Origin of the sequence: Shimia sp. MMG029 (assembly GCF_027947445.1) — a bacterium.
Lineage (GTDB): Bacteria > Pseudomonadota > Alphaproteobacteria > Rhodobacterales > Rhodobacteraceae > Shimia.
Genome location: NZ_JAQJIM010000016.1, coordinates 1 through 24,178 on the forward strand (window position 1 = coordinate 1; position 24,178 = coordinate 24,178).

Below are 24,178 nucleotides of genomic sequence, written 5' to 3' on the forward strand. Positions count from 1 at the left end.
CTGGTAATTGGAAGAACGTCAAGCAGTTTTCGGGACGCAATCAGAAGTTTCAAACGCGACTTTGGCAACAACGCTTTCGAAACAGTCTCTGCTGACACTTGGGTCGAGTATCTGTCAGCGGAAGGCTACCCATCCGCTTTGACGGATCGACAACACCTTGCGAGGAATATGATTGACTGGGGCCTTGAGCCCGGTGCGGCCAACTTCATGGTTCTTACGCCAAGGGACGAAGAGTTTACTGAACAATTGATCGAAGCGCTGCTAGGTCTATCCGGATCCATGGCCGTCGTCAGAGATGAGAATTACTTGGACGGCATTCAAGACACTAGCGGCTATTTGGCCGACCTCCAACGTAATTTGGACGGTTTCGCGGAGGACATTCGAGTGCTGGACAGCCGCATAGAGACTAAGCGTGGTGAAACCGGTGCGTTGGAAGCCAGATTACGTGAATCCGAACGGCAGCTTGCGGATATGTCCTGTTAACCTACGGGACTACCGAGACGTTTGTCAAAACTTATGAAAGCCAAAATGAAGAAGCGAGGGAGCAATCTTTGACTGAACTAATTATCAAAGTCATACTCGCGACTTGCGCCTTTGCTCTCGCTATATTGCAGGTTTCTGGAAAACAATCCCTTGAGTCCAATAAAGAAAAGAGCTTCTTTCAAAGACTGACGCGTGCAGGAATGGTGAGGATACTTCTAGCGTTCGCAACACTTCTTTTGCTATCCACAAACGAATTCTTGAACTACCGATCCTCTCAATCCGCCGCCATCGCCGCGAGCCACGCTCAGGAGGATATCTCGGATCGTCTGCAAACGACCAATGATGATCTGATCGCCGCCAACGAGAGGTTGGAAGATGCGCAATTTGGTCTGGCCTTACTAATAAATGAGGTTGCAAACTTAAGGCAAAACAATCAATTCCTTCAGCATCCCACTTCATAGGCTTCCGGCTGATCGCCTGCATCGGGTTGTGCGCATCGCTGAGACAGAGGGTCGTGTTGAAAAGGGCGATATAGTTGAGTGGACACTTGATTGCCCACTCGGACCACCACCTGATCCCGCCTTGCTTACAGGTAGTTGCGCCCTCGATGGTTATGGCGCGTTTCAAGCATACTCAGATCGATTGATCCTCTCGCAGTTGGCGGGGAGAAAGCCATTGAACGGTACACGAAGTAACGACGGTGAGTTTCTCTTTCACACTGCGTGCCCCAGAGTACATGAGGTTCTTGTTCGGTCCAGTTGCGGTGTCGATGTTACCGTTATGACCCAGGCGAGAACTCGATTTTTTGAGATTGAGGCCGAGGAACGCGGCGTCCAGCAACTCAACCTCACGCCTGAGGCACGTCGTGCTTGCCGGACTTACGAGGCTTTGTATGGGGAAAGTTGCGAACAAGCGTTAGAGAGCATGAGATAATCTCCGGATTGGATTTTGCAATTGGAGTGAATGGCCGGTTTGACGGGCTGCCGCGCAGCATTATTCGGCCATGACCAACGGCAGCAAAGGGCCGAAAGTCACGGCGAACCACTCCCGACCCCAAGAAAAGTTGGAACTCATTTTTAATTCCAGCAACTGATCTACAGTTCAGGATCTGTGTTTGTTGATAGACGCGCACTTCATCGTGCGCGTTACAGAGCCGAATATTCAATGTAGATTTGGTCGCACTATGACGGTTGGGTCAGGTTGGTGCGACGTGCAACAACTGGAAAATGGCGCTCTGGGGAGGATTCGAACCCCCGACCCCTTGATTCGTAGTCAAGTACTCTATCCAGCTGAGCTACCAGAGCGCGGTGAGGGGGATTTAGGCGCTATAGCGCAGAAGCGCAAGCGCAAAATACCCAAAATACACCTGAGATTTTTTTGAAGAGAACATCTTGTAAGAACTTGAAGCCAAACTTCAGTTAGAAACTGGCACGTTACATTTTCAGTATGCCTGGCGCATTCTGTAGGCCAGTGCCTCAGAAATCAAAGTGGTGGTCCTTTCGGTTTCACCCTTAGATATATCGACGGTACAGTATGGATCTGTCTCCACGTTGAAAAGCATAGGCGCAATGTCTGATGCAAAGAAGACAAGTCGGTAGCCGTCTTTCTCATATGCAAGCACACGGCATGGTGATTTCGAGCTGAAATCTGAGCGCTCCCTCTGTCCAAACAGTTCAAGTTCAAGTTCAAGCTCAACCATCGCAGGCAGATCTTGCCGCACTCCCTTGGCCAAGAGATCCTGTCCTGTCATTTGCCTTGGGACCTCTGCGCCAAAGGCGGTGAGAACAGTCGGCGCGACATCGATAGACTGGCTCATGTGCGTAACATGTTGGCGTGAACAAGAGGGATGGCTGATCATCAAGGGCACATGTGATGCAGTGCGGAATGGGTTTTGTTTTCCCCACAGGCCGAGATCTCCCAGCATCTCTCCATGATCTGAAGTCAGCACAATCATTGTGTCATCTGCTTGTCCTGTGGCATCCAACCAGTCGAAGATTCTACCGATGTGATGATCAACCTCAGCTGCCAACCCAAGATACTTGGCGCGGCACAGAGCGCGCTGTTCTGAAGTGATGCCCTCGTGATCTCCTTCATAGCCCCAAAACATCCCGGACCCACTGGGGCGCGCTCGATAGGCATCATAAAAAGGGTGCTCAATCCTCGTTTCAGCTGGAGACGGCAGGCTCAAAGGATCGACCATATTGTGATAGGGCGCAGGCGCGACAAAAGGAGGGTGGGGCCGAATGTAGGTCACTAACGCCGACCATGGATTGGCCTTACGGACATCCAGGTGTTTCATAACCTGATCTGTCAAATAGGCAGTATCGCTGTCTTTTGCGTCATATATCGCAGGTCCGCCGAAAACCCCACCCTGCGGCCGATATAGGCGATCAAAATCAGATGCAGCGGCGTCCGGCACATCGTAGCCCTTGCTGCGCAAATGCGCGAGCCATTCCCATGCTTCTTCCCGCATTTCCGTGACCTCAGTCACACCATGGATCGGGCCGGTGTAGGAAAGATGCGCTGGATCAGCGGGGTGCATTCCGCGCGGATCAGGTTGGGTATCAGTATAGCCAAACAAGAGAAGTTCGCGCCCAATGGAGCGCAATGCGGTTGCCAGATTAGGCGTGTCAGCGGCGAAAGGTTTGCCGTTCTGGTTTGAGCCATGCCGCATAACATGTTGGCCAGTGAGTAGACTCGCCCTTGCAGGCCCACAAGGCACCGCAACTGTGTGATGGTTCTCAAACACAATCGAGCGGTTTGCAAGCGCTCGCAAATTTGGCAGGGCCACATGGTTCCCCATTAGCCCTGACACGAGATCCGCGCGGAACTGGTCGATTACGATTAGCAGTAAGTTGCGCGGAGCCCCGTTTGGCATTTACTTATCCTTTGCTCAGTTCACGCACGAGATCTGGGAGATCGGCGACAGAATCGATCACATAGTCTGCGCCAGCGTCTTTCAGGATTTTGGTGGCATGTGCTCGCAATGCTGCAATTTCTTCTTCTGAAAGCGCTGCAAGCTCCTCTGGTGTTTTGCCCACTGCGTTGCCAGACATTGCAACTCCTACGGTCACACATCCTGCGGCGACACCTTCCTTAATACCGGGCTCAGTGTCATCAACCTTGATGATGGCTGCCGGAGGGTATGCAACCAGATCGACCATGCATTTATACATACCAAGTGGACCCGGGCGCCCCTCAGGCAGGTCATCAGAACACACCAAGTTATCAGGCTCATATCCTTGTGCGGCAGCAACAGGCAGAACATTTTCCATAATGGAACGCGTATAACCTGTGGTCGAACCAATCTTGAGCCCCATAGCGCGCAACTCATCAATTGCAGCCTTCCCGCCTGGAACCAGATCGGCATAGTCCGCAGCAACTTTTTCGTTCATCGGAACAAAAATTTCGTAGACCTTGTCCACATCTGCATCAGAGGGCGTGTTGCCGTATTTGGCTTCCCACTGAGAGGCGATTTCGGGCATGTCCATCATGGTGCGAATGTGGTCCCATTTCGGGGCGCCCATTGGACCACGTGCATGTTCGATCGTTGCTGTGATACCGAACTGTTCGAACGCTTTCACAAAAACGCCCATTGGGGCAAATGATCCAAAATCGACCATTGTGCCGGCCCAATCAAACACGGCGGCTTTGAAATGTGTCATGTTAGATTTCCTTCTGTGTCTCAGGCGGGTTCAGCCTGTTTTTGTTCAAGTGTTTGTGCGGAAGGTGCAGCGCTATCAACGCCCATTTCTGCCAGCACCTCGGCAACGTTGCGGACGACGCTTTGCATCACAGCCCTGTCGACTTGGCCAATGTGACCCACGCGAAAACTCTCCGCTGCGGTGAGCTTACCGGGATAAAGGATGAAGCCGCGCGCCTTCATGCGGTCATAGAACAACGCAAAATCAAATTTGCTATGCGCAGGACAGAAGAATGTGGTGATGATTGGTGACAGCCAAGCATCGTCCAGCAATGTTACAAAGCCAAGTTTCCGCATGCCCTCGACCAATACCTTGCGGTTTTCGAGGTAGCGCGCGCCGCGTGCAGCGACGCCTCCTTCATCTTCATGCACTTTAAGTGCTTCTATAAAGGCCGCGACAACATGGGTTGGAGGCGTAAAGCGCCATTGGCCAGTTTTTTCCATCGCAGCCCATTGTGCATGCACATCAAGACTCAACGAATGGCTGTTACCTTTAGAAGCCTTTAGGGCCTCAGTTTGTGCAATAACAAAACCAAAGCCAGGAACGCCTTCTATACACTTGTTTGCCGAGCTCACCATCGCTTGAAATGGTGTTTTGTGGGGTTCCAATGGAACTGCACCAAACGCAGACATGCTATCCACAAGCAAATTGCGCCCAGCCGTGGCCGTCGCTTCTGCAATTTCTTTCAATGGGTTCAGAATGCCAGAGCTGGTTTCACAATGTACCGCCAAAACGTGGGTGATCGTGCTGTCTGCGGCGAGTGCTTCCGCGACTTGGGATCCGCGGGGCGGAAGGTAGTCTCCCATATCAATGATGGCGCAATCGCGGCTTAAATAGCGGAGTGTTTCTACAGCTCGCTTTCCATAGGCTCCATTACACAGAACCAACACTTTTCCATCCTTAGGCACGAAACTGCCCAGCATGGCTTCCACAACATATGAGCCGCTGCCCTGCATTGGAACACAATCAAAACGACTTTTGTCTGGCCCCAGCAAGTCTAGCAAACGCCTACGTAGTTCAGCCGTCATGGCGCGGAAGTCACCATCCCAGCTGCCCCAATCGCGAAGCATCGCCTCTTTCACAGGGAAAGATGTGGTTAGAGGGCCAGGGGTCAGTAGATATGGTTCGCCAAAATGAGGAGCAGGGAGCGAGATCATTATATAGCCTTTGATTATTCTGTTAGCCGTCTATTAGGTTAAAGCTATATCTCACTTAAAGCAGTATCGAGCGCTAAGCAAGTGAGCCATAGTTTCACACCAGTTCTGGCACCTTGGGTTGAGAGTGGGATGTTGCGCCATCGATATGGCAAGCGACAAAATGAGCGGGAGATACTTCCACCAGATCAATAGGTAAACCTGACAAGCATTCCTGAGGGCTGGGAGTGCGTAGCTGAATGCCGTCTGCACCGAGAACCGCTACGGGATAAGTCATGTCTCCGTCGATGCGGATAGGAGTGAACACAGCATCAGGATCTGGATGGGGCACTGCTGAAAGCAACGCTTTGGTATATGGGTGTTGAGGGTTGAAGAAGATGTTTTCAGTCGGGCCATATTCCACAAAACGACCATGATACATAACGGCGACACGATGTGAGATCTGTGCCACAACAGCCAGATCATGCGCGATGAACAGAAAACTCACGCCCAATTCCGCCTGAATATCTCGAAGCAGTTCGACAATTTCAGCTTGAATAGAGACATCAAGCGCCGAAACACACTCATCGCAAACCACAAATTTCGGCTTGGACACCAATGCGCGAGCAATACATATTCGCTGTCGTTGCCCCCCCGAAAATGCATGGGGGAAGCGACGAAGGTGTTCGAGATCAATTTTACAACGAGCAGCAATTTCTCGAACACGCTCATCAATAGCATCTCGATCTTTCATAAGCCCGGACGCAACAAGTGGCTCAGCGATGATATCGCGTACGGTCATACGTGGGTTCAAAGACGAATACGGATCTTGAAACACGAGGCTCATTTCAGGGCGAAAGTTTCGCAGCATATCGCCTGCCAAGGTTTGCAAAGAAACAGGGCCTTCCGGAAACGCCATGTTGAACTTGGCCCGCACGTTGCGAAGCTCCGCTTCGCTGGCATGGGCCAAATCGATGTCACCCTTTTTCTTGCGATGAAAGATCACTTCGCCTTCGCTCGGATCAATCGCGCGCAGCATGGCTCGCCCTACAGTGGTTTTGCCGGACCCCGATTCACCGACCAGACCCACTGTCTCTCCCTTCAGAATATCGAATGTCACATCGCTAACGGCGCGTACTTTTTCAATCTCTGTGCGAAACATTTTTTTCTTTCGCACCTCAAACTCCACCCCAAGATTTTTTACATCAATCAAGCGGCGGGCACCCTTTAAGGGTTTGGGAGGTGTCACGTTATCAAGTCTCGGAACCGCATCCAAAAGCCGCTGTGTGTAGGGCTTTTGCGGTGACTTGATCACGTCACGCGCACTGCCGTATTCAACTATTTCCCCTTGATACATGACAGCAATATCATCGGCGACCTGCGCCACGACGCCTAAGTCATGAGTGATAAATATCATGCTCATTCCCAGCTCAGCCTGTAGATCTCGCATCAAATTCAAGACTTGCGCTTGGATCGTTACGTCTAAGGCCGTTGTAGGCTCGTCTGCGATAAGCAGTTGTGGTCCTGATGACAAAGCAAGTGCGATCATGGCTCTCTGACGCATGCCGCCTGACATTTCGTGTGGAAATTGGTCGACCCGAACCTGTGGATTGGTGATTCCTACTTTGTCGAGCATCTCAATGGCAATCTCTCGCGCTTGTCGCTTGTTAACTTGCCTATGCAGCAAGATTGCCTCCATGATCTGATTGCCGATTGAATAAATCGGCGAGAAACTTGCCATGGGTTCCTGGAAAATCATGCCAATTTCACCCCCGCGGATCTTGCGCATTTGCGGATCTGCTGGGCTGATCTTTGAAAGATCTAAGACCTTACCGGACTTGGTTGTGTAGTTTATCTGCGCATCCTGATCCACCGATGCAATACTGGGCAGAAGTTGCATTACCGCCTTGGTAGAAACAGACTTGCCGGACCCACTTTCCCCAACAATCCCCAAAGTTTTCCCTTTTTCCAGTGAAAAAGAAACGTTGCGGACAGGCTGAACAATGCCTTCGTCTGTGCGAAAGGACAGAGACAGATTTTTGACGTCGAGAATAGTGTTCATCATTTCGCCTCCGCATAAGGATCCGCAGCATCACGCAACCCATCGCCGATCACGGTAAAAGCAAGCACGGCGGTAACAACAAAGATAGCTGGGATGAAAAGCCAGGGAGTTTGTTCAATCGCACGAACGGATTGTGCTTGCTGCAAGAGCACGCCCCAAGAAACAGATGGCGGACGCAGACCAAGTCCAACGAAAGACAACGCCGTCTCAGACAAGATCATGTAGGGAAAGGAAATCACCAAATCGACGATGATAAAACTGGTGAAGCTTGGCAACATGTGTTGACTGATGATCCGGCCCGCCTTTGCGCCAGACAGCCGTGCTGCGACCACATAGTCCTCATAGCGGATCGACAGAAGTTGCGAGCGGATACGGCGCGCCAGTGTTGGCCAACCGAAAAGCCCCAAAATCAATGTCATGGCAAAATACACTTGCGTGGTAGACCACTCCTTCGGCATCGCGGCAGCCAAGCCCATATACAATGGAATAATCGGAACAACCCGGATCACTTCGGTCACGCGCTGAATCACACTATCTACAAGCCCGCTGAAGTAGCCAGCAACACCACCGATGATCAACGCCAATACAAACGAAATCAAAACCCCGATGACTCCAATGGAGAGCGACGTACGTGTCGCATAAACCGTGCGAGAGAAAACATCGCGGCCCAGATCATCGGTCCCCCAGAAGTGAATTTTCTGCTCTGTGTCTTGGAGACCGATCAAATGCCGCTCGGTCGGAATAAGGCCCAGGACTTTGACCGCATCACCTTTGACAAAGAAGCCGATGTAGTGACGCACTTCAGGATCGGGTACAGAAATTGCCCTTAGCGTGACAGGGTCTCGCACTGTCTTGCTGCCATTTATGAAAGGACGCAATGAGCACCCATTTTGATCACAAAAGCGCGGCAGCTGCGGAGGGCCTTCAATGTAAGACGTGTCGCGTGCCACTGGTCCATAAGGCGCTACAAATTCAGCGAAGACGCCCGCAAGTGCCATCAGCCCGAGCACCAACGACGCCAGCATTGCCGCCCGATGCCGTTTGAAGCGCCACCAAATCAGCGTCCATTGAGAAGCGGAGTAATACTTCAACATCCGCTGACGCTCCTGCTCAACGGAGGTAGGGCTCGCAGGTGCAAAGAAGGGTAGCTTTCTCATATCACGTGGTCCCAAGTTTGATACGCGGATCCAGCCACGCAAGCAGCAAATCCGACAGGAAGTTCATGAAAACAATTGCGAAGGTCAGCATAAGAAGGATCGCACCGGCCACATTCATATCGAGGTCTAGATATGCCTTCAGCAACAGCTCACCCAATTCGGTAAGTCCAAGAACAACTGCTACGATTGGCAATTCTGAGAAGATGCGATTCACATCGAAGCCTATCGTGGAAACGACGGGATTGATGGCAAGCCGCGCAGGATACTTAAGGAGAAGCTTCGTTTCAGGTACGCCGCGCGCACGTGCTGCTGTCACTGACAACTTGTTCAGTTCGTCTGACATTGTCGCCCGAACCGTTTGGATTTGATAAGCCACCGCCGACCATGCCAGCACAACAGCAGGCAACCATAGGTGTTTGAGCATGTCCCAAACCCGCGCCAAGCTCCAAGGTGCGTTCTGATATTCCTTGGAGAAAAGCCCACCAATATCGGCGCCGAACCAAAGATTGGCAAAATACATCATGACGAGAGCGAGCAAGAAATTGGGGAGTGCGAGGCCCATGTAAGAAAAAGCCGTCAGCCCATAATCTACGGCTGAGCCCCGGCGCACAGCTGCATAGATGCCGATTGGAATTGAGATAAGGTAGGTTAGGATGAGTGTTGCGAACAGAATGCCTGTGGTCAACCAAACCTTGTCACCGATCACTTTGGTGACAGAGGTTTCAAATGCAAAGGCTTGCCCAAAATCGCCGCGCAGCACAATTCCCGAAATCCAATCAAAATACCGGACAAGCATCGGGCGATCGAGTCCAAGTTCTACACGGATGGCTTCCACATCTGCGGCGGTCACATTGACACCGGTCCCAGAATATTTGCGAAAGGCATATCGATCAGCGTAGTCGCCTGGGGGGATCTCCATGATCGCAAAGACCATGATCGAGACCAAAAGCATTGTGATCATCATGCCTATGAGGCGTTCTGCTGTAAATCTTAGCACGGTGTCTTCCTCAATCGCAGCGCACAGCTGCGGCTTTCGGGGCACGTCATTCGCGCGCCCCGAAGGTTTTCATCGTCTTTGGAAAGGTTACTGATCTAACCACCACTGAGATGGGCGGTACGGATAGGTCCAATAAAAGTCGTAAGTCTTCGACTTGATTGGCTGAACATTCTGCAGGTCGTTGCGCCAAAGGAAAGGTGCAACGATGTCCCCTACCGTGCCAATTTTTAGCATGTTGTCGGTATGGATTTTAACGATCTCTGCGCCGATCTCATTGCTTTCAGCGGAACCAAACTCCACTTGGATAAATTGCTCAGAAAGGTCCCACAGCTTCTTAATATCGGCAGGCGGCTCAATTCCTTCAGCACCATCTGTTGTTTTCCAAGTCGCCCATTTCGCGCCAGTGCCTGGATTGAAGAAATCGCCAAATGGTGGCACAAAAACAGTGGTATCCTGAGAAATAGTTGGGCCAGCATTGCCGTCATATTTCCAAGTTGTCAGATCCAAGTCGTTGTTGTTTCCGGAGGCGCGGTACTCGTCAGATGTCACCTCTTTCAGGTCAACGCGAACGCCCGCATCCGTCCAATAATCCCGAACCAGCTCCATCATTTTCACGGGGACGCCTTGTGACGAATAGACCAGGCGAACCACCAGCGGTTTCCCGTCAGGACGTTCGACAATGCCATCACCATCCGCATCCTCGAGCCCCATTTCAGAGAGAAGGGCTCTTGCAGCATTCAGATCGTATTCAATATCCTTATTTAGGACTTCGTCAGAAATAAACGACACGGTTTTGGGTTCTGCTGGCACACCCTGCATTGGAGTGCCTTGACCAAGATACACAATCTCATTGATTTCAGCGCGGTTCATTGCCAACGACATGGCACGATTGAAGCGCACATCGTTGAAGATCTCGCGCAGAACGTCATCGTCATGAGTGCGGTTGAATGAGAAGAAAATATTCTCGCCCAAGGTCGGTGCAAACTGAATCGTGTAGTTACCCTTTGCTTCATTCTCTTTCAGCAGAGGGAAGTCTTCCAAGAAAATGGCTTGCTGCTTCCAAACGACCTCGCCGTTCATAACTTTCAGGTTTTGAACTTCTTTGTCTGCAACGTAGCTCTCTACAATTTCGTTGATGTAGGGCAGCTGATTGCCTGCTGTATCAACCTGATGGAAGTACGGGTTCGCAACAAGGCGGCGGCCCTCTGCAGTTTCTTCAACCACAATGTGGCTTTCCAAAGTTGGCAGAACAGCGCGGCCAATTTGCATCGCCTTTTCCGCATCTTTCAGCAGTGGCGTCGGAACGTCTTTCCAGTCAGAGCCACCATAATAGAAATCTACTGCTTCGGCGCCGTTTGCAAAGCCATGCTGTTGAGCCAGCTTATCAGCATCAGGATTGTACTTCGGCATAAACTGACCGAGGAAATGCTTCGGCTGGAAAGGTTGCCCGTAGTCTACCGCGAAGCGGTTCAGGATGCCTGGAGTGGGCACAGGGAACGTCATACTAACAGTAACCGCATCCACAGCCTCAACATTGATCGGCTCACCTGCAAAGAGCCAGCGGTCTGGCGTTTTCTCCAGAATGTCACGATTCAGCAAAAGATCGTTGTACCAAAATGCCACATCTTCTGCTGTAAACGGCGCACCATCTGACCACTTATGACCTTCTCGCAAGGTGATGGTGAGAACAGTTTTGTCTGCGTTCCAGCCCCATGCCTTGGCGATGTTTGGCACAACCGTTTGCAGGTCATCAGAATACCGCACAAAGTTCACGTGACGAACCGAAAGTAGATCAGATGTCCCAGACTCTGTTGCCTTCGAAATGCCTGTGATGGCGCCGCCGTATTGGCCAATCGTGTCGTATGGCATCACAACCAGAGGCTCATTTGGCAGGCGCTCTGCAACAGATGGTAAATCTGCGTTACCAAAAATTTTTGCGTTCAGCTCTTCAATCGATGGGTTTTGGGCAAAAGACAAAGTGCACGATGCGGCGGCCTGGAGCTCTGCCAGCTCCATCTGCTGGGGGTAAGCAGACTCCAGCCCTTTGGGGTCAGAAACAGTGGCAACGGGGCATTCTGCAATTGCAGGAGCAGCGATTAAAGTCGCAACGGTTGACATCAGAAAGTGGCGGAATTTCATAAGTGCCTCCAGGTTGATTTGAAGACAGCGTTAAGCCCGCTTTGTTACACTTTAATAACAAGTTACCAGATATAGCTTTAAGCTATGGGCCATTTTGATTGCCTAGACACCGTAAATTTCTGCTGAAATTTCAAACATTTCTCGAACACAAACTGCGTCCGCCATCGGAGGCGTTGCGATCAAACACTGATGCGCTTTAAGGTTTTCATCAGAAATTGGTATAAACTTTAGATCTTGGTCAGTTGCCATGAGCTCTGATTCCAAACCGATTCCTTCGCCAATCCCTGATCGGATCAACGAGGTTATTGACCCCCATGACCCCAAGCCCAAAATGGTATTTGGCTGGGCGCCGGATTGCTGCGCCGCTGCTTCGAAAATTCGACGGGTGCCAGCGTTTGGTTCTCGCTGAATTAGACGAAGCTTTTCAACTTCAGACCACGTCAATTGATCGACCTCACTCAAAGGGCCAGTCCTATTGGCAACGACTCCGACACGTACGGAATTCAAAATCTGACACACAAAATCCTCAACCGGCTTTTCAACTGTGACGAACGCAACATCTAGCTCCCCAACTTTCAGCAACTCAGTTAGATCCAAACTCGCCATAGCACGTGCGTTGACAGTGATATCTGGATAGGCATGAATAAAGCGCGCAATTGGGAGCATCGCGACTTGATACGTTGAATAGCCCACCCAAAAAGAACCGGCGCGAAGTGACTTACGATCTTCAATCGCCAAATCAACTTCGGATTTCAGCGCAAGTATGGCTTTGATCTGAGGGCGCAGCTTTTCAAAGAGCTCTGTAGTTTCTATCCGACCGCCCATCCGATGCAGGAAACGGCATCCTGTTTGCTTTTCGAGCGCGACAATTAGATTGGAAACAGTGGGTTGAGATACCCCCAACTCTTGCGCAGCAGCCGTAAAGCTTTGTGTTCTCGCAACCGCCTCAAGGGCACGAAGCTGTCGAATGCTTGGTTCAAAACTACTTGGCATGGGTACGGCCTCGATCCGTCAGTATAGCACCGAAACTCGAATGCTGGATCGGCTCCACACATCGGCCTCGAAGGACATCAGTGGCCTTATACAAGCGTGCTTTAAACGGGGGAAGCTCTTGAAAGCGTGTAAAGCAATGTGTTTGGTAAGATGTGTGACACAAATGCTCGCAATAAGGAGCTCGCCCTGTAACGCCATGACACCGCGCAGCTTTGTTACAAGAAATACTTTGAAAAAAGCCAACTCAACTTTAGCCAAAGCTAATTTTCTTAGCTATTTCAATGAATGCATACACAGTACTTCACACCCACGCGAGGCATGCTACGCGGACTGCAAACACTATGATAGCGTCCACACACACCGAACCAAAAAGGAGAGTTTTCGTGAAGTGGCTATTTGCACCAGCCTTCGTGGCAATAACTTCCACCATGGCCTTCGCAGGCGATCAATATGTAGATGAAACTGGCTTTGCTGTTTCTGGCTACGATGTTGTGGCCTACTTTGGGCTAGACCAAGCAGCAGTAGGTTCCTCACAGCCGAAAGCTGTACCGGGACAAAAGAACATCACAGCTGAATACAATGGCGCAAAATTCGCGTTCTCGAGCGAAGCCAATAAAAAAACTTTCCTGAAAAACCCCGAAAAGTATGCACCGAAATATGACGGTCACTGTGCCTATGGTGTTTCCAAAGGCGGCAAGGTCCCAGGAAACCCACATCTTTGGCGGATTGTTGACGGCGAACTATATCTGAACATCACCAAAAACGTTGTGGGCTTCTGGGAAGAAGACATTCCAGGCAACATCACATTGGCAGAAGGTAACTGGACTGGTATTGAGCCAAAGGCTGCCTCGACCAGCACTATTCCAAACTTCTCTTCTCCTGCACCAAGCAACTAAGAAGTATCCATGGAACTCTCACGCCGTTTCTTCCTTGCCTGCGCAGGTACAGCGACAATCGGCGTGGGAACATTTATCGTTTCGCAATCCTTTACGAGCGTAAGCGCTTCGGCGGAAACCATGACGCCAGTTCAAGCCTACACGGCGGCTAAACTGGGCGAAATATTGTTGGTCGACATTCGTCGACCAGATGAATGGCGCCAAACTGGCGTACCAGAAAATGCTGTACCTATTGACATGCGCAGAGGCGACTTTGTCGCACAAGTAAGTGCCGCCCGTGCTTCCAGTACGCAGCCAGTCGCCCTTATTTGCGCGCGCGGCGTACGCTCCGCCCGTGTAACTCATTGGCTTGAAGATGCTGGATTAACGCGAATTGTGGATATTCCGGAGGGAATGCTGGGCTCCAGAGCCGGCCCCGGTTGGCTCGAAAGAGGATTGCCTGTGAGGGAGGTGAAGTGATGCGCCTGATGCTCGCATACGCCGCGACTTTGTTCATGGCATCATCGCTTGAGGGGCACGCATGTTCAATCACCACACCTTGTATAGTCGATGATCGCAACTACTATGTTGCTCTGCCGAAACCCGCAAATCTACCCGCTCCCGCAATCGTCTACATTCACGGATGGGGCGGAAACGGTCAGGCAGCTTTACGCAACAAAGATATGACTACTATGTTCTTGGAGCGCGGCTTCGCCGTGATTGCACCAGATGGTGTGCCACGCGAAGGTCGTAGTGGTCGCAGCTGGGGGTTTCATCCGCAATCGGGGCGTCAACTCGATGAAATCGATTTTTTGAGATCGGTTAAGGAGGATGCAATTGCGCGGTTCAACCTAGACTCAACGCGCATGATTCTCGCCGGGTTTTCTATTGGCGGGTCCATGACCGCTTACACAGCGTGCCTGGCGCCGATGTCTTTTGCGGGCTATGCTCCGCTGGGAGGCAATTTCTGGCGACCACACCCCACTCAGTGCGAAGGCGCGGTGCACATGTTGCATACACACGGCTGGAGCGATGGGACTGTTCCATTGGAGGGACGTGTGGTGAATGGGGTTCCCATGGACGATCCATCGGCCTTCGCGCAGGGTGATATTTTCCACGCTATGTCGATTTGGCGTGCAACCAATAACTGCACACAAATGAAAGCAGATAAGTTCTCTATGAAAGAGCCGTTTTGGCGCCGATCGTGGACTCATTGTGATGCGGGATCATCCCTGGAACTCGCAATCTACCCAGGGGGACATAGCATTCCAAAAACATGGCCGTCTTTGGTCGTTGATTGGTTTGAAGCTATCATTTCTGAGTAACAATCTCATTCAAGAAACCTAGTGGTAAACTAGGTTCCCTTACTCGCGCAGTCAGAGTCAAAAATTTGACCCGATATTGCTTATCGAGGGATACCTGAGCCCTCACGACAAGAACAAAACACCTTTCGTTGGGATGAACCAGAAAGTTCAATAGATCTGAAAAGCTTTTATGGCTGCCAATCCTGTCATTCGGCCGCAATTGACTGACTGCTACTATTTTTGGTCAGTATCGTTTTCATCCACACGCGTTCACTACGGGCAAGAGACACAATCTTTGGTTCAATCAATGTATGAGGTGTGTCTAGGCGAAACACGCGTGCCGTCGCGCGCGCGACAGGAATTGAACTCAATTTAGACAACGGCACTGCCATAGCTAAACTAAAAGCGATCGGCAAAATAAGGAGCGAAATGCCCGCGAAGAAAATGCCCGCAAACAACGCTATCCCGAAAACCGTCTCTATCCAGTGAAATCGAAATGTCTGCAGCCATGTATATCCTGCCCCGGTGCGATTTTGCGGTGTCCAGCTGTTTCCGCGCCCAAACAAAGAAGCTAGCGTAGCCATCGTGTGATGTACCATCATTATCGGCGCATAAACCACAGACAGAACCAACTCGATCAGCATCGAACCCAAAAAGATCGCCCCTGATCCATAGGCCTTTCGATTTCGTGCATTTAGCCCAAAAAGCACGGCGCCAGAGATCTTGGGAAACAACAGCATTCCATAGATGAAAAACAAATAGAACCAAGCCATGTTCATTGGCGCTTCAGGCCAAATTGGCATGAAAGGATTGGTCGGAGAAAAGTAGCTTTCTGGCGTGTCTTGGCCAACACTCACAAATGCCCAAAGCGTGATCACAGCAAGCCAGGCGGGCGACATCAAAAACGCCAGAGCTCCGAGCAGAAGGTGGAAGCGAGAGATCACATGGAAGCCTCTTGCGGCAAGAATACGCAAGTGTTGCATATTGCCCTGACACCAACGGCGGTCCCTCACTACGTAGTCAATAAGTGTCTGAGGTGTCTCTTCAAAACTGCCAGTCATCCGCGGCAGCAAGCGGACCGCCCAACCAGCGCGGCGCAGCATACCAGCCTCGACAAAGTCGTGACTGAGCAACAAGCGTTTTGCCCCGTCCCAGCCGCGCAAGTGCGGGAGGCGAGCGCTTTCTGCGAACGCACGTGTGCGTATGATCGCATTGTGCCCCCAGTAGTTCCCCTCATGCTGAGACCACCGAGCGAGGCCTTCCGCAATCAGCCAGCCATAAACGGAGTTGGAAAACTGTTGTACACGACCGAACAGAGTCTCCGCACCAATTAACATTGGGCGGCTTTGAATCAGACCGGCATCTGGATCGGCAGCCAATGCGCGCGCCAGTTGCCTGATCGCCTTTCCACTCATAAGGCTGTCTGCATCCAAAATCACCATGGCATCATGAGAAGCGCCCCAATTTTCGATCCAGTCTGCGATATTGCCGACCTTCTTGTCTGTGTTCTCCCTCCGACGGCGATAATGGATATCAATTTTCGCATATGATGCTCCTCTTAGAGCAAGAAAAGCTTGCTCCTCGAGGTCCGAAATCTGAGAATCACGCGTGTCGCTCAAAAAAAAGAGCGTATATCGCTCCGCGCCCGGTCCTTCTGCCAGTTCTCGCATCATTGCTGAGGCGTTGCCAAAAACATCCCAAGGACTTTCATTGTAAATTGGCATCAACAAAGCGATGTTTGACGGAGAGCTCACCACCCCTTCCCGCCTGATTTTTCCAGAACCCATCGCGACGCTGACCAGTCCAAGGCATGCGTTTGTCACTGAAAACACCAGCCAGACGGTGGACAAAGCAATCAAAGCCAGGACAGTCGCATCAATTGCAGAGACACCACCCTGACTTAGATAGCGAACAAAAACCAAACACACCAAAATAGTGATCGCAAGCGTGGGAACGAATGCTGCAATGCGCCAATATCTACTGCTTGCGCGCGCATCAGTTTCCATTTGGCGACACGTTTCGACCTTTTTAAAGGTTTGCGACGGCATAGCGAGCGGCGCTCGCTCTGGCATATAAATATGGTCCTGCACTAAGCGGTCCATCTGTAAAGCCACACTTCGCTGAGCGGATCCCCGGCCAACCGCAATTGGGCACGAAATTCGATCAACTGCGCATCGCCTGGGAAAAACTTAAATGCCAGGCGAGGGCCGTCAGTTTCAGGGTTACGCTGAAGCACCCCGCTAGATACCTCACCTGCACTTGCACCAATATTTATATCGATGTCAAAAAGCTCTTGTGGAACGGATTTGCCATTTTCGAAGTCGATCACCACAATGATACCGTCATTGTCAAAAGCCGATCCGATCATCGTGTTCAGAACAGTTAGACCTTCGCCATATTTGATCTCCGCCCCCCAAGTTAGACGATATGACAGTTGGGTTTCTGTACCCTTAGCGATTCCTCCTGAAGGGCGCCAATAACAAACAATATTGTCGTAAATTTCTGACTGAGTGGGAATTTCAACCAAAGTGACTGAACCCTGCCCCCAATCTTCATTTGGTTCGATCCAAACCCCTGGACGCTTATGATAGTGTGCCTGAAGGTCCGCAAAATCATTGTAATTCCGCGCACGTTGCATGAGCCCAAATCCCTGCGGGTTTTCATCCTGAAATGCGCTTATCTGGAGATTGCTCGGATTTGCAAGCGGACGCCATATCGTCTCTCCTGCTCCATTAACCATCAGCAATCCGTCGGTGTCGTGCACAGCAGGCCGAAAATCGGAAAACTTGTGCCTGTTGGTTTGATCGTACTGAAACATCGACGTCAAAGGTGCAATGCCTACGTTGTCCAAATCTTCACGCGGGAAAAGATGTACCGTCACATCCATGGTCAAGGACAAGCCAGGCGTTATCTCAAACCGGTATGCTCCCGTACAGCTTGGACTGTCGAGCAAAGCATGCACGACAAAAGTCGTGTCTCCGGGGCCGGGCTTTTCCAACCAAAAAGCACGAAAATCCGGAAACTCTTCACCTTCTGGATCCGCCGTGTTGATCGCCAGCCCACGTGCTGATTGACCGTAGATATTCCCTGTTCCGATCGCGCGGAAATAACTCGCCCCTTGGAACACAGCGAACTCTTGATAAATGCTCGGGGTTTCAAGCTCGGCGCGCAGACGTAACCCAGAGTATCCTAAACTCTCATCAGTTGGCAGTGACGGAAATTTGTCAGTCTTGTCGAAGACACCGAAATCAAACTTCAATGATTGCGCCATCCCTTTTTCGACGACAGCGATATCGATGGGATGGGGAAAATACAAACCTGGAGAAAAAACATCCAATTGCAACGGTGTTTCTGGTTCGTTACGCCAAAGCGCATTGCGCACGTCAAACCAAATGGAAACATAGTCTTCGTAACTTATGTTGGTCCATGCATCAGGAACACGCCGTGGCGCCTTGTAGGGGGTTTGGCTCAGTTCCCTTGCGCGGTTAATCACGTCATCAGGATGAAACGCCTCAGGCGCGGAAAGCTGAAGCCCTGGCTCAGCGCTGTCATCCGACAAAGCAGGTGTCGCGGCCAATGCCGCAAAGCTGGCTAGAAATTCACGTCTTAGCATGTGTTTTGCTCCGCGATTTCCAGGGTTGAGATTTGTACCAAGACGCTGTGTAGGCGACACAAATAATGAGCAACCCGCCCAATAAGTTGACCCAAAGCATCGAAAAATGCGTGCGCCCAACCTGATCGAGCAGTGCCCCCATCAAGCGGGCCAAGAACATTGAGGCAATAAAAACCGCCAGAGACTGTTGTCCGACTTTCAAAATCAATGTCAGCGCTTTTTGCCATACGGAGCCAAAAATAGAATTTGGGTTCTGCGCCTGAAGCCGTGCACCTCGATGGCCAGCCAAAATCCAAGCAACATAGGCTACAGACAGGAAGTGCACATATCGCAAAATACCAAAGTCAGTTTTGTTTATGAGAAAACTCCATTCTTTGCGCCATTCTAAGAACCACGTAAATTCATTAAAAACACGGAAGTAAGCGAAAGGCACGGTCGCCAAAACGGCCAAGATAGCAGCGGCGAATAGTCGAGGGTCGACGCGAGGTGGCGAGATCCAACCCGCGCTCAAGGCAAACCCGGTGAAAAAGATCAGTTGCCATCCAAATGGATTGAAAAACCACTGTCGTTCCGACCAAGGCTCTGCTGGAAAGTTGAAGTCTAAAACAGACGCAGAAAGCCAGACGGCAACAACAGCAGCTGCGGCTAGCCAACGGTTAATGCCAGCGAGCAAAACAACAAACGGCAGCATGATTAGAATAACCATGTACATCGGCAAAATGTCGAAATAGTTCGGCACGTAAGTGAGTGTCAGAAGACCCAATAGGTTATTTTGTGGGTCTTTGAAGAACGGATATAGATTCAGCTGTCCTACATAGTCTCGACCGTCTGGGAACAGCATGTTCAGAGTAACCATGGCCGTTGCGATCGCAAAAAATAGGCAAATATGTGCCCAGTAAATTTGCCATACGCGGTAGCTGATGCGCACGGTTCCCATGAGATTGCCTTGCTCCCGAAAAACCCTACCAAACGCCAAAGCGCTTGCCATGCCTGAGCAAAACACAAAAATCTCCGTAGCGTCCGAAAAACCGAAACGCGCAGGTATCCAAAGGGTCAGCCAGTTACCTGGCACATGGGCAATCAGGATGATGAACATCGCAAGGCCCCTGAAGAAATCCAGACGCACATCACGCGTCTTGGTCAAAGCCGTTGGAGCAGTCTCATTCAGCTTCTGAGCCATTGCAAAAGTGGTCGTTGCCAAAGCCGTCTTCCTCGATCAACCTAGTTTGCCGCAGTCGATGGAACAGTCATTGCGCGCAAATTGGAAATTTGAGCCATACGAGAAGCAGCAAATGCATCCTCATGCCCAGCACGCATCGCGGTCCGCCCCCGCAGCAAGAGTTCTGTTTCAGCAAGACGCCCGGCGCGCAAGCCCGCTTCGATTGTCAAACGCTCAAACACATCTCTCTGCGCATGGCTGCCGCCCATGTCCTGAAAGTTCGAGTGGGCCGTGCGAAGGTACGAGAAAGCTGTCTCAAAATTGCCTTCGCCAAACGCGGCCAATCCTTGTGCGGTGGACACACCTGGGGTCCTCATCACTCCGGCCATTTCATCTGCTTTGGTCGCGTTTTGGGCGACTTGGGCGCTCAGTCTGATAACTGCGTCAGGCCGTGTCTCCCCAACTAACGCCAACATGTAGTGCAAATCTGCAAAGGTAAGGCAGCCGTCATCGCTTCTCTTTTCAGCTAAGTCTGCGAGTTCTGTCCAACGATCGCCAACATCAACGCCCTCAAGCTCAAGCCGCATCAACAGGGAGCTCGCATTGGCAAAATCTCGGTAGTCATCAGTTTTTTCGTCACGCACCTTTGTGTCATACAACCGAAGAACTGTGCCGATCTCGCCTTCGTCCAAATGCATCAATGCTTTGTGCCACCAGACGTGAAAACGGAAATTATTGCAGTGGTCCCAGGCAGAGTGATTTTCGTCAATCAAACTAATTCCGCGCTGAGTTTGATGGGTCATTTCATATACATGGGCAACTGCGTGCAACCCCCACGCGTCGTCTTTCGCGAAATCCAATCCACGCAGACCAACGCTTTCAGCCTTCGCGTAGCGGCCATTTTCTTCCAGCGCAAACGCATGGCAGCCCAACGCATAGCCATACAAAGGATGCGCAACGCCATGCGCACTGATCACGCGCTCTACGGACCGCAACATTCCTTGGTAATCACCGAGCATGAAGCGAATTCCATGAGACAATTTCATACTGATTGTATCTGCGGGGTTCAGCTTTAGCGCCGCTTCCATTCGGACGATGGATCGAGAAGGGCGGCCAGCCAGCCAGTCCGTCAATGCCTCACACCACAAACGTTCGCGTGCTGTTGCACCACCCAAAGTCAGCGCTTGCTCGGCATCATTGCTCGCTGCCTGCGCAGCAGCCACTAGCTCTCTGCGGCCCAACATCAAACAGCTCAAGCCTTTAAGGGCATGGCCCATTGCGAAATTGGGCTCCAGCCTCAACAGAGTTGTGAGATGATCACCTGTTGATTGTCCGTGCGATAGCACTCCCAAAATGACGTTATTCCACGCGCTCAAGGAGTCTTGTTGTGTCAGACTTACTTCGCAAGCACTGATATCGGTCAGCATAGTGGAACCTTTCAAACGCATTTTGACTGTTATCTAAAGTTATAAATTGACCACCCGTGGCTGACACATCACCAAAACGTTATGCCTCAAAAAGGTGATCGGTTCTCAACCTATTGTGACTTGGACTGGCTCGGATATTGCGACAGCAGGTCAAATATGTCTGCAGTGTCTTCCCCAAACCTTGGCGGGGCCTTTGCATATTGAACAGGCGTTTTTGAGAATTTCAGCGGGTTGCCCAGCAATTCTACATCTCCGGTATCCGCAGAAGCACACTCAAGCTTGACAACGGTCGCGCGCTCTTTCGCCTGCTCAGACGTTAGAGCCTGTTCAACCGAGTGTATCGGGCCGCATGGAACACCATTCGTTTGTAATATTTCGATCACTGCTTCCGAGGTTTTTGTTTGGAATATTTCAAAAATATGCGCTTCCAGTGGCCCGCGATTTTCCAATCGCAATGGGTTTGTTGCAAATCTTGCGTCTTCCGCCAAATCACTACGATCAAATGCTCGACAAAACGCTTGGAACTGAGAGTCATTGCCAACGGCAAGGATGACGTGCCCATCGTTCGTTTCAAAAACGTTGTAGGGCGCGATGTTTGGGTGGCCGTTTCCACGTCGCTTAGGGTTCTCTTTCGAGACAAGATAGTTGGTACCTTCGTTGACAAGCCATGCCATTTGAGAGTCCACCAAAGACAAGTCAATCTGCTGCCCTTGGCCCGTCGCCTCGGCGTGTCGTAGTGCCGCCAACATACCAACGGTTGCATACATCCCACACATGACATCAGCGATACCAACACCAACCTTTGTCGGCGCACCGCTTGGTTCTCCGGTAAGCGACATGATCCCACCATACCCTTGCGCCATCAGGTCATAACCGGGATGTGAACGGTTTGGACCGGTCTGGCCGAAACCTGAAATTGAGCAATAAACGACCGCTGGATTGATCTTACTCAATGAAGCGTAATCAAGCCCATATTTCTGAAGCCCTCCAGGCTTATAGTTTTCGATGACGATATGCGCCCGCGCAGCGATCTCCTTAACGAGATCCTGGCCATCCTCAGTAGACAGATCTGCGGCAACAGAGAACTTGTTACGGTTTGCCGCAAGAAAATAAGCACTTAAGTCGCTTTCACCATCCCTTGTTTCAACGTAGGGCGGACCCCACTTCCGCGTGTCGTCGCCACCCGTCTTGGGATTTTCAATCTTTACTACGGTGGCGCCGAGATCCCCGAGCAGCTGTGTCGCTGTGGGGCCAGCGAGGATACGGCTAAGGTCTAGGACCAAAACACCACCAAGTGCGCCAGGAGACACGGTATCAGAACGCATTGTCATATGCCTTTCGGTCGATTTGAACCGCGATCACGGTAAATGTATCCGCTGCCAACGCTGTCTGGAGCGCCGCCCTTAAGCCATCTGCGTCCGAGACACTCACACCTTCACCGCCAAACGAGCGACCGACTGCAGCCAGATCTGTCCCTTTGAAATCAACACCCACGTTTTTCATATCTCGCGCGCGTTGTTTCAACTCAATCAAAGCCAACGACGCATCATCAAAGACAACAAAAATGGTCTTCAGCCCTTGCTCTGCCGCCGTTGCCAACTCACCGACAACCATCAGGAAGCCAGCGTCGCCACTAAAAGAAACAACGGTACGATCTCGCTCCACGAGCTGCGTTCCAATCGCAAGCGGCACAGCACACCCCATTGTACAAAACCCAGAAGATTGCGTCAGCGCTCTTGGCGATCGACATGTCCACATTTGGCTCAATAGAATTCGGTGCGCGCCACTGTCTGCGGTCGCCAACGTATCAGCTGGCAAGACCTCTTGACAGATTTCAATCGCCTGAGCCGGCCCCCACTCTTCCCTGGCACTGAAACGCGTTTTTAAAGCCGCTTTTGCTTCACCGAATTCCGGTCCCTCCCAACCTGAAAGCGGCGTCTCAGGCAAGAGAGCCTGAACCGAATGCGCACAATCTCCGATAAAGCTGTAGGTAGATTGATGCATGTAGTGATGGTTCGGCTCTGCAGTCAAATCGATCACAGTCTGGACTTCGGGATCCCACGGTCTTTGCCAACCAATCCGCATCTCAATTGGGTCATATCCAATGGCCAAAATCACATCTGCCTTTTCTACCAACGGAAGCAGAATTTTGTCTGCCATCGGGGAAAGACCCGCCCCGCCAAGCGCCAAAGGATGATCTTCCGGAAGTAGGCCCTTAGCCTTGTAAGTTGTGATCACCGGCGCGCCCAATCGCTCGGCAGCGGATTGTACGGCCGCGGCTCCTGCCTCAGACAACGCATCGACCCCCGCGAGAATGAGAGGCCGCCGGGCATGCTCTAGTAGCTCTCTGACGGCTTCCAGATCCGCACCAGCAGGCACCATTGGCCCGACCGGGCCACGCAACACACCTTCTCCCGATGCCGGTGCGTCTGCTACAGAAATAGGTACATCAATATGAACCGGTCCGGGCCGTCCCTCAGTCGCAATTCCAATGGCTTTGTCTATGGTCACATGCGCTGCCCCGGCACTAAGCGTATAGCTGGCCTTTGAGACGGGTTGAAACACCTGTTTTTGATCTAGCACTTGGTGTGTATAAACTTGTGCGGTTTCAGGGTCCACACAGCCCGTGAGAACGATCAAGGGAACGCGGTCCTGACGGGCATTCTCTACCACATTCACACAATTCAATGCTCCCGGACCAACAGTGGTTAGCAAGATACCCGGTGCTCCAGTGCGGTGATAAGTGGCCTCCGCCATAAAACCCGCAGCGTTTTCATGTCGGCATAACACAAACTCAATGCCAGCCTTATCAAGCGCATCAAGAAGGGTCAGCACCTCGCCGCCAGGCATGCCAAATGCCCATCTGCAGCCCTGTTCATAGAGTCGTTTTGCAATAACGTCCGCTGCTCTCATCACATCCCCGCCAGTCTTTTCTTAGCGAGGATATCCGACACGCTACGCAAACATGTCAACGCACTGGGCAAAAAGGCACGCGAAAGTCATTGGATGTAACAAAGCTCTAGAAATGAAGAAACGGTCGAGCAGTCAGAGAACTTCGCTATCTTCTTTGCGCCGCCGGAAGGCGTTCCGCTCCGAGTCGCAGAGACAGCCCACATGTTTTTCCTATCTCTA

The 24,178-nt window shown here is 51.3% G+C and carries 19 protein-coding genes and 1 tRNA gene; 5 read left to right on the forward strand and 15 right to left on the reverse strand.

Annotated elements, in window-relative coordinates:
- Both PJL69_RS19765 and PJL69_RS19770 read left to right on the forward strand, forming a co-directional pair.
- Window positions 1–483 (forward strand): hypothetical protein (locus PJL69_RS19765; RefSeq protein WP_271311227.1); only part of this gene is annotated, 483 nt, incomplete at its 5' end.
- Window positions 484–551: 68 nt separating this feature from the next.
- Window positions 552–944 (forward strand): hypothetical protein, encoded by a 393-nt coding sequence (locus tag PJL69_RS19770; protein WP_271311228.1) that lies wholly within the window; start codon window positions 552–554, stop codon window positions 942–944.
- Window positions 945–1,710: 766 nt separating this feature from the next.
- On the opposite strand, the gene PJL69_RS19775 is transcribed toward PJL69_RS19770, so the two are convergent.
- The 9 genes from PJL69_RS19775 to PJL69_RS19815 all read right to left on the reverse strand — a co-directional run bounded on the left by PJL69_RS19775 (window position 1,711) and on the right by PJL69_RS19815 (window position 12,668).
- Window positions 1,711–1,787: transfer RNA gene (locus tag PJL69_RS19775), tRNA-Arg, on the reverse strand.
- A 137-nt stretch (window positions 1,788–1,924) separates the two neighbouring features.
- Window positions 1,925–3,361 carry a sulfatase-like hydrolase/transferase gene (locus tag PJL69_RS19780; RefSeq protein WP_271311229.1) on the reverse strand — a complete coding sequence of 479 codons (1,437 nt, stop codon included), beginning with the start codon at window positions 3,359–3,361 and terminating at the stop codon, window positions 1,925–1,927.
- A 4-nt stretch (window positions 3,362–3,365) separates the two neighbouring features.
- The gene (gene phnX, locus PJL69_RS19785) at window positions 3,366–4,148 is read right to left on the reverse strand and encodes a phosphonoacetaldehyde hydrolase (RefSeq protein WP_271311230.1); all 783 of its coding nucleotides are present in this window, start codon (window positions 4,146–4,148) and stop codon (window positions 3,366–3,368) included.
- Between the two features lie 20 nt (window positions 4,149–4,168).
- Window positions 4,169–5,344 carry a 2-aminoethylphosphonate--pyruvate transaminase gene (locus PJL69_RS19790; protein WP_271311231.1) on the reverse strand — a complete coding sequence of 392 codons (1,176 nt, stop codon included), beginning with the start codon at window positions 5,342–5,344 and terminating at the stop codon, window positions 4,169–4,171.
- Window positions 5,345–5,438: 94 nt separating this feature from the next.
- Window positions 5,439–7,385 carry an ABC transporter ATP-binding protein gene (locus PJL69_RS19795; RefSeq protein ID WP_271311232.1) on the reverse strand — a complete coding sequence of 649 codons (1,947 nt, stop codon included), beginning with the start codon at window positions 7,383–7,385 and terminating at the stop codon, window positions 5,439–5,441.
- Complete coding sequence (locus PJL69_RS19800) at window positions 7,382–8,539, reverse strand: ABC transporter permease (protein ID WP_271311233.1); 1,158 nt, start codon at window positions 8,537–8,539, stop codon at window positions 7,382–7,384. The genes PJL69_RS19795 and PJL69_RS19800 overlap by 4 nt, the downstream gene beginning before the upstream one ends.
- Window position 8,540: 1 nt before the next feature.
- Window positions 8,541–9,581, reverse strand: a complete 1,041-nt coding sequence (locus tag PJL69_RS19805; protein WP_333781894.1) for an ABC transporter permease — start codon at window positions 9,579–9,581, stop codon at window positions 8,541–8,543.
- A gap of 42 nt (window positions 9,582–9,623) precedes the next feature.
- Window positions 9,624–11,675: an ABC transporter substrate-binding protein gene (locus PJL69_RS19810; RefSeq protein ID WP_271311235.1), complete on the reverse strand. Its 2,052-nt coding sequence runs from the start codon at window positions 11,673–11,675 to the stop codon at window positions 9,624–9,626.
- Window positions 11,676–11,777: 102 nt separating this feature from the next.
- Complete coding sequence (locus tag PJL69_RS19815) at window positions 11,778–12,668, reverse strand: LysR substrate-binding domain-containing protein (RefSeq protein ID WP_271311236.1); 891 nt, start codon at window positions 12,666–12,668, stop codon at window positions 11,778–11,780.
- Between the two features lie 428 nt (window positions 12,669–13,096).
- Here PJL69_RS19815 and PJL69_RS19820 point away from each other — a divergent pair, with 428 nt between their 5' ends.
- The 3 genes from PJL69_RS19820 to PJL69_RS19830 are packed head-to-tail and all read left to right on the forward strand — an operon-like array spanning window position 13,097 to window position 14,868.
- Window positions 13,097–13,564 carry a YHS domain-containing (seleno)protein gene (locus PJL69_RS19820; protein WP_271311245.1) on the forward strand — a complete coding sequence of 156 codons (468 nt, stop codon included), beginning with the start codon at window positions 13,097–13,099 and terminating at the stop codon, window positions 13,562–13,564.
- A gap of 9 nt (window positions 13,565–13,573) precedes the next feature.
- On the forward strand, window positions 13,574–14,023 hold the full coding sequence (locus tag PJL69_RS19825) for a rhodanese-like domain-containing protein (protein WP_271311237.1): 450 nt from the start codon (window positions 13,574–13,576) through the stop codon (window positions 14,021–14,023).
- Window positions 14,023–14,868 (forward strand): alpha/beta hydrolase family esterase, encoded by an 846-nt coding sequence (locus PJL69_RS19830; RefSeq protein ID WP_271311238.1) that lies wholly within the window; start codon window positions 14,023–14,025, stop codon window positions 14,866–14,868. Before PJL69_RS19825 ends, PJL69_RS19830 begins: the two co-directional genes overlap by 1 nt.
- A 185-nt stretch (window positions 14,869–15,053) precedes the next feature.
- On the opposite strand, the gene mdoH is transcribed toward PJL69_RS19830, so the two are convergent.
- The 6 genes from mdoH to PJL69_RS19860 form a co-directional block, all read right to left on the reverse strand.
- On the reverse strand, window positions 15,054–16,937 hold the full coding sequence (gene mdoH, locus PJL69_RS19835) for a glucans biosynthesis glucosyltransferase MdoH (RefSeq protein ID WP_271311239.1): 1,884 nt from the start codon (window positions 16,935–16,937) through the stop codon (window positions 15,054–15,056).
- Window positions 16,937–18,460, reverse strand: a complete 1,524-nt coding sequence (locus PJL69_RS19840; RefSeq protein ID WP_271311240.1) for a glucan biosynthesis protein — start codon at window positions 18,458–18,460, stop codon at window positions 16,937–16,939. Before PJL69_RS19840 ends, mdoH begins: the two co-directional genes overlap by 1 nt.
- Window positions 18,447–19,661 carry an OpgC family protein gene (locus tag PJL69_RS19845; RefSeq protein ID WP_271311241.1) on the reverse strand — a complete coding sequence of 405 codons (1,215 nt, stop codon included), beginning with the start codon at window positions 19,659–19,661 and terminating at the stop codon, window positions 18,447–18,449. Before PJL69_RS19845 ends, PJL69_RS19840 begins: the two co-directional genes overlap by 14 nt.
- Window positions 19,662–19,681: 20 nt before the next feature.
- Window positions 19,682–21,046, reverse strand: coding sequence for a tetratricopeptide repeat protein (locus tag PJL69_RS19850; RefSeq protein ID WP_271311242.1), 1,365 nt, complete (start codon window positions 21,044–21,046; stop codon window positions 19,682–19,684).
- Window positions 21,047–21,156: 110 nt separating this feature from the next.
- The gene (locus tag PJL69_RS19855; protein WP_441347518.1) at window positions 21,157–22,377 is read right to left on the reverse strand and encodes a CaiB/BaiF CoA transferase family protein; all 1,221 of its coding nucleotides are present in this window, start codon (window positions 22,375–22,377) and stop codon (window positions 21,157–21,159) included.
- Window positions 22,361–23,959, reverse strand: a complete 1,599-nt coding sequence (locus PJL69_RS19860) for a thiamine pyrophosphate-binding protein (protein ID WP_271311244.1) — start codon at window positions 23,957–23,959, stop codon at window positions 22,361–22,363. The genes PJL69_RS19855 and PJL69_RS19860 overlap by 17 nt, the downstream gene beginning before the upstream one ends.
- Window positions 23,960–24,178: the final 219 nt, after the last annotated feature.